The organism is Aquimarina macrocephali JAMB N27 (assembly GCF_000520995.1).
GTDB classification, from domain to species: Bacteria; Bacteroidota; Bacteroidia; order Flavobacteriales; family Flavobacteriaceae; genus Aquimarina; species Aquimarina macrocephali.
In genome coordinates this window covers 197,688-209,948 of sequence record NZ_JACA01000013.1, presented here as the reverse complement: position 1 = coordinate 209,948, position 12,261 = coordinate 197,688, and the positions used below count along the sequence as shown (strand labels likewise).

Genomic DNA, 12,261 nt, shown 5'->3' with positions numbered 1-12,261 from the left:
TTTTTATAAAATGGGTTTTGAGAATACTATTTTATATCAACATTCTCTATCGACGTACAATTTTTTTTATGGTTCTTCCTTTGCTAGTTTCAACCTCCATGAAATATACTCCAGGTTGAAGAGATGATATATCAAAGCTAGAATCTGATGTTTCGAATACTTTTCTGCCATAGTAATTAAATATCGAGATTTTTTGAACTGTAATTGTAACAGTTATAATTCCATCGGTTGGGTTCGGATAAGATTTAAAAGAAGATATTGTGTCTTCTGGTTTTGATGTAATAGTATCTACTACAATACAAGAAGATCTGTTTGTACAACCGTCTTGCGTAATATCAACAGCATACGAACCGTTTTTGGATGCGGTGAATGATTGGTTTGTTTCCCCACTAATTGGTTGGTCTGTATTGCAATCAATCCATTGATATATCGCTCCTGTATGAGTAGCAGTATAGGTTGGGGAATTATTTGTTATTGTTACATCGGGTAATGCATTTATAGTTATATCAATTGTGTTAGAGTTAGTGCATGTACCAGATGTGGTATACGTTATTGTGTATGACCCTGCTGTACTTGCAGCAATATCTATGGTTCCTGTCCCGGGATCAATACCCAGCCCTGCTGTACTAGAGAATACCCCTCCTGCTAATCCTGTAATTGTTGGCGTTGGGTTGGGGTCACCTTTGCAATAATTGTCTGTATCAAAGTTAAAACTTGGATTATCTAATTCGGTAATGTCCACAAGAGCGTTGCTGGAATTGGGGCAGATTCCACTAGTGGTATAGGTTATGGTATAAGACCCTATAGTACTTGCAGCAATATCAATAATTCCTGTTCCGGGATCAATACTCAGTCCTGCTGTGCTAGAGAATACTCCTCCTGCTAATCCTGTAATTGTTGGTGTTGGGTTGGTGTCACCTTTGCAATAGTTGTCTGTATTATAATTAAAACTCGGATTGTCTAATTCAGTAATATCCACAAGAACATCACTAGAATCTGGGCAAGTTCCAGTAGTGGTATAGGTTATGGTGTAGGATCCTGTTGTACTTGCAGCAATATCAATGACTCCTGTCCCGGGATCAATATTTAATCCTGCTGTGCTGGAGAATACCCCACCAGCTAACCCTGTAATCATTGGTGTTGGATTAGAATCACCTTTACAATAATTATTTGCATCATAGTTAAAACTAGGATCATCGATAGCATTAACCATAATGGTTATTGCTGTACAAGGAGCTGTTGTTTCGTCAATACAGGATATACCATCATCCTCTCCTCGTATATAATAGGTAGTACTTGGGGCGGTAGGAGTAACTTCAAAGGTAGAAGTGTTTGTGGTTGTTGTACCCACCAATGTGCCACCACAAGAATCAGTATATATCGACCAAGTAGAGGCAATATTAAGATTACCAGTAATAGTTATGGTAGAAGTTTCTCCTTCACAGGTAACAGGTGTTGCTGTAATGGTTGATATTGTTGGTGCGATGCAAATAGGTACTTGTCTAAACCATGCAAATCTGGCTACGTGAAAGCTTCCTAAAATTGCATCTTTAAGACCATCCCCATCTACATCACCAAAATCTATAGTAGAAAAACTTCCTATTTCTCCATTGGTTAATTCACCATTAAATAGTTGTTGAGGAGAAGAAGCAAAATTAGGGGTAGTTGCAGTGCCAATATTTTCTATCCATCTAACAAAACCGGTATCAATCATAAAATACATATCATAATCACCATCTTTGTCAAAATCTTCAAATACTGGTATGGGTACATCCATATTAGCATATGCACTTTCATCATCCCAGGGACTATCTGCTTCAGATTGTAATTCAAAACTAGGATTCTCTTTGGTGCCTATATTTTTATAGTATGTCATTTTATCACTACCTAAAGCAACTAGATCAAGATCTGTGTCATTGTCAAGATCTACAAAGCCTAAACCAGGAAATTCTGCAATATTCTGATCTAAAAGACCAGGGATACACATAGGAACATATTCAAATACTGGTACTTCTGGTGTTCCTACATTTCTATAAAAGCGAACATCATCGAGAGTAGTGCCTTCATAATTATATTGGGATCCAATAAATAGGTCCAGATCGCCATCATCATCAATATCTGCCAGTTGTGGTCTGTTTTGATTTCTAAAAGTACTAGTGCTACTATAGGTATTTATCTTTATGGTATCCAAAGTGGGTATGGATGCTGCTACCCAATTAGGTGCAGTAACAGTTCCTGTATTCTGAAAATAATGAACAGTCCCTCCTTGGCTACCAGAAATAAAATCCAAATCATTATCATTATCCAAATCTCCCAATACTGCAGACCTAAGACGACCAAAGGCTGGTGGAGTTAGTGGTGTGGCAGCAACATCTAGCCCTGCAGGTTCTGGCCCTGGCCCAGTAGATGTGCCATCTGGATTGGCAAGAAGCCTTCCTCCTCTAAATTCCCAGCTTATATAATCTGCTTGAGCAGAGATGAGCTGATTCCCCAAATGAAAAAGTAAACAAATAAGTAATAGTTTTTTCATAACTATAGATTTAAAATAGTTGATCTTTAACGTATAATACACAGTGTTATGGTATATACTTTTTGTATATATCATAACAATTAATAATTTTAAATGGCAGCACATCTGAGCAAACCAATTATGGAGATAATAGGGGCAATTTAATTTAGAGACATTTTATGTTCTCTCGGTCTGTGGTTTTAAGAAGTATTGTATTACCATTACTAAGAGGGGGGAAGTAAGTAATTTATTGTGTGTAATACAAGTGGGTGCAAAATTAGTAATTTAGTTCTTCTTTAACAAGATAATATTTTGTTAATACTCTATTTTATATTTTAGGGCTCACTAAAATAGAAGGAATTAATTGTTTCTAAGGGCTTCAAAAATCATTTTTGAAATAATAAATTAAATCCTGAGAAGATTGCTTTTTTAATAGTACTCTAGCTTATATTCATGAGTACTTTTTAATCAAATAGATAAACTGATTATTAGGAATCATAGATCTAACTTCTCTTATAATATACAGTAGAATATGTTTGTTTTACCTTGCGCAAGGCTGGGAAAAGTGGGCAAAACTTTGTTAAATTATAAAACGCAAAAAAGTCCAACATTTCTGCTGGACTTTTGCTCCCCCTCTTGGACTCGAACCAAGGACCCTCTGATTAACAGTCAGATGCTCTAACCAACTGAGCTAAGGAGGAATTTATTTTTGCAAATATAGAATGTTTTTCTCTTTTTGCGAGTGCAAATATATACTATTTTTTATATCTCGAAAAGATTTTTTTGATTTTTTAAGGTTATTTATTGAGCATTTGCCAAATATTATTTTGTTTATTAATGCTTGTTACATGAAAAACCTCAAATATATGTTTGTAGTTGAGGTTTTTAACTTGTTTTTGTTTAAATAAGAAACTTATTTCTTACTTCTTAGTCCAGATAAAAATCGTTTAGAATAAAATAGGTTCTCCTCCTGGAAATGGTTTAGGAAATTGAGGGAAGAATGGAGGAATACATCCACCGCCTGTTCCATCATCATATACATTTGTAGAATGTGGCTCAGTACCACCATTAATACTTTTAGCTTCTAAACTTGTTAATTCGATTACGTTTTTCATTTTTTAATTGATTTAATGATACATTATTTTTAAGCTATCTTTTGATTGATAACTGATGTAAAACTAATGCACGTTGGTCTCAAATTATGAGATTGTATATAGTAAATGAAAAAAGCTGTTTTAAAAGAGGTATAAAAAAAATCAAGTCAATATAACCTTAGTTGTATTGACTTGATTTATCTCTTAAAGAGAAATAGACTTAAGATCTATTATTTATTCGTTATTTATCAAAAATAGCCCTGTAAATATCATTACCGTTGGCAAATAGTAATAGAGCGATAAGAAGAATGAAACCTGCAAGCTGTGCATATTCCATAAATTTATCATTCGGTTTTCTGCCAGCAATAATTTCATATAATAAAAACATTACATGCCCACCATCTAATGCCGGGATAGGAAGTATATTCATAAAGGCCAAAATAATAGAAATAAAAGCAGTGGTTCCCCAAAAGGCTCTCCAGTTCCAGACATCTGGAAAAAGATTTCCGATAGCTCCAAATCCACCTACCTGACTTGCTCCTTTTTTGGTGAATACATATTTAAATTGTGCGATATAATCATGCAAAGTCCAGTATCCAAAATCGAAACCTTTAGTAATACTTTCTCCAAAAGAGTATTTTTTTTCTTGAACTTTATAACCATTTTTAACTACAACGCCAATTAATCCATCTTCATTAGGAGTTATTGAAGTAGAATTAGGCTTACTGTTTCTTATATAACTTATAGCAATAGGAGTACCTTTGTTTTCAAGAATTGTTTTTCTAAACTCGTGCCAATATTGTATAGGCTTTCCGTTTACTTCAGTTATTTTATCTCCTTTTTTAAGACCAGCTTTCTCAGCTATTTCGAGATAGGTGCTATCTATAATAGGTTTATTTATTGGAGAAAAAGGGCGTAAAACTCCAGATTCAAACATAGTCGTTCCTATGTTTTCAGGAATTTGGATCGTTTCTTTATTTCCGCTTTGATGCAAAACACTAATATTTTTAACATCACGCATAAATAAATAGTGATTGATCTGGGTTACATCTTCTAGTGTTTTACCATTCACATCAAGAATCCTATCTCCATCTTCAAATCCTAACTTTTTAAACGAATCTTCTACAGCAAAACCGTTTGGTAGATCATCAAAACCGATATAATTGGTTCCCCAGGTAAATATAATCGCCATATAGATTAAGAATCCAAGGATAATATTTACAGTAACACCACCTAGCATAATAATCAGTCGTTGCCATGCAGGTTTAGATCGAAACTCCCATGGTTGTGGTGGGCCAGCCATCTGCTCCTTATCCATACTCTCATCGATCATACCGGCGATTTTTACATACCCTCCTAAAGGTAGCCAACCAATACCATAAACTGTTTCACCTATTTTTTTCTTAAATAGCGAGAATTTTATATCAAAAAACAAATAGAATTTCTCTACTCTTGTTTTAAATAATTTAGCAGGAATAAAATGTCCTAATTCGTGTAATACGATCAGAATGGATAAACTTAATAGTAGCTGTATTGCTTTTATAAAAAATGGACTCATAAGTCGTTGTTCAAAATTAAATCACGCAAAAGTAACCTTTTAGAAGAGTATATGAAAAAAAACTACCATACAGTTCGATAGATTTAGGATTTTTTTAATGAAAACAACCTTTTTATAAGTGATAATCCTTGTAATTTTGCAGGCACAATAGATCGCTATGCTTCAGTTTTTTTCTAAATATAAATTTTTTGCAATTGTACTTTTTGTATTATCTGCTATTATTATTTCTATAATATATTCAATTCTTAAACCCAATAGAGTTTTGCCAGTGTATGAACCCGATATGGTAAATACAGAATTGGTAGATAGTACAGTGCAGTATATTCGTAAATATCATAAAATTCCGGATTTTAAATTAACCAATCAAAATGGAGAAGAAGTAACCCAGCAAAATTATAAGGATAAGATTTATGTTGCAGATTTTTTCTTTACCACTTGCCAAACAATTTGTCCTATCATGACTGGTCATATGAAAGAAGTGCAAGAGCGATTAAAAGATGATCATGATGTGCTTTTGCTATCACATTCTGTGACTCCAAAAATAGACAGTGTTGCCAGGCTAAAAAAATATGCGATTGAAAAAGGGGTAGATGATACTAAATGGAATTTGGTTACGGGAGATAAAAAGCAGATCTATGATTTGGCACGTAAGTCCTATTTGGCAGCCAAATCTGATGGAGATGGCGGGCCATATGATATGGTACATACAGAGAATTTCATTCTAGTTGATAAAAAGAAACGTATTCGGGGGTTTTATGATGGGACCAATCCAGAAGATGTTGATCGGTTGATAGAAGATATTGCTATTTTAAAAAATGAAGGTAAATAGCTAAGAATTTCTCGGAGATATGGTTTCCATTACCTTTATTTTGAACTTTTGGCTTTTTCAATACGAATTTTTACACTATTTTTGCTTAGTTTAAAATTAATCTAAATAAACTTTGAAGACTACAATTGCTACACTTAAGAGAGGCCAGCGTGCTTTGATTAAGGAGATTACTTCAGATATTATTCCTCTAAAATTATTAGAAATGGGATGTTTACCGGGAAATGAGGTCGAATTACTTCAGACAGCTCCTTTTAAATGTCCAATGTATCTTAATATAAATGGTAGCCATCTTGCCATCCGTAAAGAAATTGCAGCCCAAATTGAAGTTCAAATTATCTAAATAGCAATTCTTTTTATGGCTAAGCAAATTAAAGTTTCACTCATTGGAAACCCAAATACCGGAAAAACATCTGTTTTTAATTTGCTTACGGGCCTTAATCAACAGGTTGGTAATTATCCTGGTATTACTGTCGAGAAAAAAGAAGGAATCTGTAAATTATCTCGTGGAGTCAAAGCGCATATAATGGATTTGCCAGGTACCTACAGTCTTAATGCTTCTTCATTAGATGAAAATGTAGTTATCGAATTACTGCTTAATAAAAAAGGCAAAGATTATCCTGATGTAGCAGTCGTAGTAAGTGATGTAGAAAACCTTAAACGAAATTTACTTCTTTTTACACAAATTAAAGATCTGGATATTCCTACTATTTTGGTAATCAATATGGCAGATCGAATGCGTAGAAAAGGAATTTCATTAGATATTCCATTATTAGAAAAAGAGCTAAAGACCAAGATAGCTTTGATTAGTGCTCGCAAAGGAGAAGGAATTGATGAACTTAAAAAAATAATTGAATCCTATGCGCAATTGCCAAAAGCACCTTGCCTTAATGCATTGTCTTTTGCACCAGAGTATTTTGATCGATTACAGCAAACATTCCCTGACCAATCTCTATATAAACTTTGGCTTGTAATTACCCAAGATGTTAATTTCAGAAAACTTGATAAACAAGGTATGCCTGTCTCACCTGATTTTAAGATTAAATCTGAAGGTGAGCTAAAAAGATTTCAACAAAAAGAGACTATTAAGCGATATCAATTTATAAATAATGTACTTAAAAATGGTCTTAGGATAGATGAAAAAGCAGCTACAGGAATGCGGGCAAAGCTGGATAGAGTACTTACCCATAAATTTTGGGGGTATTTTATTTTTTTAGCAATACTCTTATTGATATTTCAGGCTATTTATGATTGGTCATCTTATCCAATGGATTTAATTGATGAAGCTTTTGCCTGGTTAAGTGAAGTGACAAAAACATCACTGCCATCGGGACCTTTTGTCGACTTGATTACAGAAGGTATTATTCCTGGGCTAGGAGGGATTGTCATTTTTATTCCTCAAATCGCATTTTTGTTTCTCTTCATTTCCATATTAGAAGAAAGCGGCTATATGAGCCGTGTGGTCTTTCTTATGGATAGAGTGATGCGCAGGTTTGGATTAAGTGGTAAAAGTGTTGTTCCTTTAGTTTCGGGTACAGCTTGTGCTATTCCAGCGGTAATGGCTACAAGAAATATCGAAAACTGGAAAGAAAGATTAATCACAATTCTAGTTGTTCCTTTTACAACATGTGCAGCAAGGTTACCTGTATATCTTATTATTATTTCATTGGTTATTCCTGATAAAAAAATAGGATGGATATTTGGTTACCAAAGTCTTACATTAATGTTTTTGTATTTTCTAGGCTTTGGTACAGCGGTCGGATCAGCATGGTTACTTAATAGGATACTAAAAATCAAAAGCAAATCTTATTTTGTAATTGAAATGCCGGGATATAAAGTTCCGCTATTCAAAAATGTAGCAATTAATGTAATCGAAAAAACAAAGGCCTTTGTTTTTGGAGCAGGAAAAATAATTTTAGCAATCTCTATTATCTTATGGGTTTTGGCAAGTTTTGGACCTAATGAAAATTTTAGTAATGCTGATGAAATTATAACAGAACTCTACCCTAGTCTTTCGCAAGAAGAATTAGATAATAAAATAGCATCTCATAAACTCGAATATTCTTTTATTGGATATGCAGGTAAAGCAATAGAACCTGTAGTGGCTCCTTTGGGCTATGACTGGAAAATAGGAATTGGGATTATTAGTTCTTTTGCCGCCAGAGAAGTTTTTGTAGGAACATTAGCAACGATATATAGTGTAGGTAGTGACGAGGAAGAAACGATAAAAAATAGGATGGCTGCAGAGGTTAATCAGGTAACAGGAGGTCCCTTGTTTAATTTAGCAAGTGGGATCTCATTATTATTATTTTATGCCTTTGCGATGCAATGCATGAGCACCTTGGCTATAGTAAAACGAGAAACAAATAGCTGGAAATGGCCAATGGTTCAGCTTATTTTTATGAGTATTTTTGCATATGGTGTAGCCTTGATTGTGTATCAAATTTTAAAATAAAAACGTTAAGTTTTAGTATCTTTATACGACTATACAGACTATGAGTATTCTTATTCAAAATATAATAGTGCTTTTGATTTTTGCGGGAGCAATCGGATTTTTGATTAAAAAATTCTTTTGGAAACCTTCATTATCTTCTGCAAAGAAAAAATCTTCAAAATCTTGTGATAGTACAGGTTGTGGATGTCATTAGGTATTTGATTTCTTAAACCACCTTAACTGGCCGCTACTAATAAGATATACTCCACAGAAGATTAAAGTACAGCATAATAATTTTGTTATCGTGATATCCCCTTTATATTGACTGTTTACAACAAAATATGCAATAACACCTACAAGAATCATAGCCACGGCGGGTTGCACATAAATATAACTACTCGAAACGGTAGGTTTTACAAATTGTAAAGCAAACATATTAAGTAAGTATGCCAAAAAAGTTGGCCCTACCACTACATAAAATAAAGAAATCCAATTTGAAGTAACAAAAGCGTTAAAGTCTGTATGGATCAATTTTTCTATACAAAATGGAAACATAAATATAAACCCAAATAAAAATGTCCAAACAATAACAGTAACGGGTTTATATTTTGACATTAGTGGTTTTACAATCACCAAATAGAAAGCAAACGCTAAAGCATTAATGCAAACAAAAATATTTCCTAACAAAGAACCTGTTCCTACTCCAGAATTTCCTATATAAATTAATAATACAGCACCAATACCTCCTATAGATATCCCAAGAATACGCTGCAATGTTAAGGGTTCTTTAAGTAAGAAATAACTAATGATTACTGTAAAAATAGGCATTGCAGTAATAATAATTGCAGCATCAACAGGAGAAGTGAGACTTAACCCATTCATTGAAAAGAACTGGTTAGTAGCTACTCCCAAAAAACCACATAATGCTAAGCGAGGGATGTCTTTTCTTTTTACTTGTTCTTTAACAAAGAATTTAAGGATTAAAAACAATAAACCTGCACCACTGATTCGAAGAAATACCAATGCAGAAGCTTCAATTTTATCAGGCATCAATCCTTTTGCAACAAGATAATTTGCTCCATATACAATATTAACACTCAATAGAGCTAAATGAGCTTTTATCTTGTTAGAAATCATTTGGCAAAGAAAAGGAAAGTTAATGAAACTCTATTTTAAAAATGGGTCTTTTATTTAATAAGTAACTGCAGATAATATTCTGAAGGAATAATAGGAGTTTTTGCAGAGGGGTAAGGACTTATATTATAACTATAAACTGTTTTTTGATCAATTTTGAGCACTTCTTTTATATGATTTGGATTGATGCCATCTGTTCCAAAAAGAAGTTCCTTTTCTTCTATAAGGACTTCACTTTTATAAATGCCAATAGCAATTTTTACTTGTCCTGCCCAAATACATGTAACATCAGATGGGCATCGAGAATCCTCTATAACTTTAAGAAATTTTATACTTGTGGTATTAAAATTTACAGTATTTCCAACCTTAAGTTTAGTAATAATTTTTGGGGGATTTACTTTTGTTGAGTCTTGAGCAAGCAGAGAAACAAAAGGTATGATAAAAAGAATTAGAAATATAATCTTTTTCATGATTAAGGATGGTTGATCTTAAAGAGATATATAAAAAAAATCGAAATACTTTATGAGATACGCATATTGCTGAATTTTCATTTTATATTTGACTATCAAATATATGCAAAAGTACGATTACATAATTTCTGGTTTAGGAGCTTCGGGTTTGATGCTGGCATACCATATGGTTTTGGATTCTTTTTTTGATGAAAAACAAATTTTACTAATTGATAAAGGATTAAAAAATCAGAATGATCGGACTTGGTGTTTTTGGGAAAAAGGGATAGGCGCTTGGGATGAAATCGTAAGTAAAAAATGGGATACTATTTATTTTGGAAGTACTAATTTTTCAAAACAAATAAAAATCTCACCTTATCAATATAAACTTGTGAGAAGTAAAGATTTTTATGATTTTGTTTTAAGAATTTTAAACAAAAAACCTAATGTCACGATCACGCAAGAAGAAATCATTTCTTTAACCGATGAAGGGAGTATTGTTAAAGTTGAAACCGATACCCGAATACATCTTGCATATAAAGTTTTTAATAGCACAGTACTATCCGAAGATTACAAAAATCAAAACCAGTATCCTGTTTTGAATCAGCATTTTGTAGGGTGGTTTGTAAAAACACAAAACCCTCTATTTGACGTTAAAACAGTTACTTTTATGGATTTTAAGGTGGCTCAGAAAAACAATACACGATTTATGTATGTGCTGCCTATTTCTGAAACCGAAGCATTATTTGAATACACATTATTTTCTAAAGATCTTTTGGAAAAAAAAGAGTATGAAGATGAAATAGTAAGATACCTAAGAGAAAAAGGAATCGATGAGTATGAGATTATCGAAAAAGAAAAAGGATGTATCCCAATGACTTGTTATGAATTTAGAAAGCATAATTCTAAAAATATATTACATATTGGTACTGCTGGTGGATGGACAAAACCTAGCACAGGGTACACATTTAATATTTCCTTAAAAAAAATAAATAAACTAACCTCTTACCTTAAAAGCAATCGAGATCTTTCAAAATTTAACAAAAGAACTAAGTTCTGGTACTACGATTTACTATTTCTGGACGTTTTGTATAGAGAAAACAAAATAGGTTCGAATTTGTTTTCCAGGTTATTTCAAAAAAATAAAAGCTCAAAGATTCTAAAATTTTTAGACGAAGAAACTACACTATTAGAAGATGTTAAAATTACTACAAGTTTACCGGCTGGAAATTTTTTAAAAGCACTATATAGACGAATTTTTAATTTGAACTAATATTCTTAATCAATTATAAATAGTTAGCTACACAATCCCTCGTTCTTTTTTGATCTGATCATATGCCTTTTGTACCTCTCTAAATTTGGCTTCGGCACCTTTAATATGAATTTCATCCATATGCTGAACTTTATCAGGATGATATTTTTTTGCCATGGTTCTAAATGCTTTTTTTACTTCGGCATCTGTAGCTGCTTTGTCAATTTCCAGAATTTTATACGCATGATCTCCAGTTTTGAAAAACATTGCTTTAATACTTTCAAAGTCTTTAAAATTTATTCGTAAAAACCCTGCTATTTTCTCAATTTCTTCAGCTTCAGAAACACTTACTGTTCCGTCAGCATTTGCAATTCCGAATAAGAAGTGTAGAATTTGTAATCTGGATGGATATCGGGTATGTTGATTGATATACATACAAACACGTTGTGCAGAAACATGTCTGTTTTTGATAATTTCATTAAATGTTTTAAAAGTAGCATTGGCCCGTTCTTTGCCATAAGCGCTTACAAAATAACGCCTTACATAATCAAGCTCTGTTTGATTTATTCTTCCGTCTGCTTTAATAACAATAGAAGATAGCGACAGTAAATTGAGTTCAAAATCTGCTGGAGTTACTTTTGGATCTTGAGAAAATACCGTTTTAAATCCACCACTAGTTTTGATTTTTGTTGCATCGAGAAGACTACCTAATATAAAACCTAGAATTGCACCTGGTAATCTGAAAAATATATAGCCTAATATGGCAGCAAACCATTTAATCATTCAAAACAATTTTTTTTGGGTTGTAAAGATAAACTAATTATTAAAAGATAATTTTTTGTTCTTTATTATATTAGTAAGATGTATTCCTAATTTGTTACGAAATAGATTATAATATTAGGCTTATTGGTTAATTCTATATGGATTAGAGGGTACTCCTGATTTTTGATGGTATGTAAAAATGGAGCACATAAAATTTGAGTTTGATTGTCAACCATGCATGAA

Annotated in this window: 11 protein-coding genes and 1 tRNA gene; 5 read left to right on the top strand and 7 right to left on the bottom strand. The window is 32.7% G+C overall.

Annotation, left to right across the window (positions count from 1 at the left end):
* Window positions 1-46: 46 nt before the first annotated feature.
* From Z054_RS0110355 to rseP, 4 genes are all read right to left on the bottom strand, one after another.
* Window positions 47-2,530, bottom strand: coding sequence for a T9SS type A sorting domain-containing protein (locus Z054_RS0110355; protein ID WP_024769994.1), 2,484 nt, complete (start codon window positions 2,528-2,530; stop codon window positions 47-49).
* 606 nt (window positions 2,531-3,136) lie between these two features.
* Window positions 3,137-3,210 (bottom strand) — tRNA-Asn (locus tag Z054_RS0110350).
* Between the two features lie 246 nt (window positions 3,211-3,456).
* Window positions 3,457-3,624: a hypothetical protein gene (locus Z054_RS31680; protein ID WP_161635275.1), complete on the bottom strand. Its 168-nt coding sequence runs from the start codon at window positions 3,622-3,624 to the stop codon at window positions 3,457-3,459.
* Window positions 3,625-3,844: 220 nt separating this feature from the next.
* Window positions 3,845-5,161, bottom strand: coding sequence for an RIP metalloprotease RseP (rseP, locus tag Z054_RS0110340; RefSeq protein ID WP_024769993.1), 1,317 nt, complete (start codon window positions 5,159-5,161; stop codon window positions 3,845-3,847).
* Window positions 5,162-5,318: 157 nt separating this feature from the next.
* On the opposite strand from rseP, the gene Z054_RS0110335 reads away from it, so the two are divergent.
* The 4 genes from Z054_RS0110335 to Z054_RS32135 all read left to right on the top strand — a co-directional run bounded on the left by Z054_RS0110335 (window position 5,319) and on the right by Z054_RS32135 (window position 8,635).
* Window positions 5,319-5,990 carry an SCO family protein gene (locus Z054_RS0110335; protein WP_024769992.1) on the top strand — a complete coding sequence of 224 codons (672 nt, stop codon included), beginning with the start codon at window positions 5,319-5,321 and terminating at the stop codon, window positions 5,988-5,990.
* A 112-nt stretch (window positions 5,991-6,102) separates the two neighbouring features.
* Window positions 6,103-6,330 carry a FeoA family protein gene (locus Z054_RS0110330; protein WP_024769991.1) on the top strand — a complete coding sequence of 76 codons (228 nt, stop codon included), beginning with the start codon at window positions 6,103-6,105 and terminating at the stop codon, window positions 6,328-6,330.
* Window positions 6,331-6,345: 15 nt separating this feature from the next.
* Complete coding sequence (gene feoB, locus Z054_RS0110325) at window positions 6,346-8,442, top strand: ferrous iron transport protein B (RefSeq protein WP_024769990.1); 2,097 nt, start codon at window positions 6,346-6,348, stop codon at window positions 8,440-8,442.
* Between the two features lie 40 nt (window positions 8,443-8,482).
* Entirely contained in the window at window positions 8,483-8,635 is a 153-nt protein-coding gene (locus Z054_RS32135; RefSeq protein ID WP_167549787.1) for a hypothetical protein, read from the top strand.
* Here the strand turns inward: Z054_RS32135 and Z054_RS0110315 are convergent.
* Window positions 8,632-9,558, bottom strand: a complete 927-nt coding sequence (locus Z054_RS0110315) for a DMT family transporter (RefSeq protein WP_035091352.1) — start codon at window positions 9,556-9,558, stop codon at window positions 8,632-8,634. The genes Z054_RS32135 and Z054_RS0110315 overlap by 4 nt on opposite strands.
* Before the next feature lie 50 nt (window positions 9,559-9,608).
* Window positions 9,609-10,025, bottom strand: a complete 417-nt coding sequence (locus tag Z054_RS0110310; protein WP_024769988.1) for a hypothetical protein — start codon at window positions 10,023-10,025, stop codon at window positions 9,609-9,611.
* 103 nt (window positions 10,026-10,128) lie between these two features.
* Here Z054_RS0110310 and Z054_RS0110305 point away from each other — a divergent pair, with 103 nt between their 5' ends.
* The gene (locus tag Z054_RS0110305) at window positions 10,129-11,277 is read left to right on the top strand and encodes a lycopene cyclase family protein (RefSeq protein WP_024769987.1); all 1,149 of its coding nucleotides are present in this window, start codon (window positions 10,129-10,131) and stop codon (window positions 11,275-11,277) included.
* A gap of 27 nt (window positions 11,278-11,304) precedes the next feature.
* Here Z054_RS0110305 and Z054_RS0110300 read toward each other — a convergent pair whose 3' ends face one another.
* Window positions 11,305-12,039, bottom strand: coding sequence for a TerB family tellurite resistance protein (locus Z054_RS0110300; protein ID WP_024769986.1), 735 nt, complete (start codon window positions 12,037-12,039; stop codon window positions 11,305-11,307).
* Window positions 12,040-12,261: the final 222 nt, after the last annotated feature.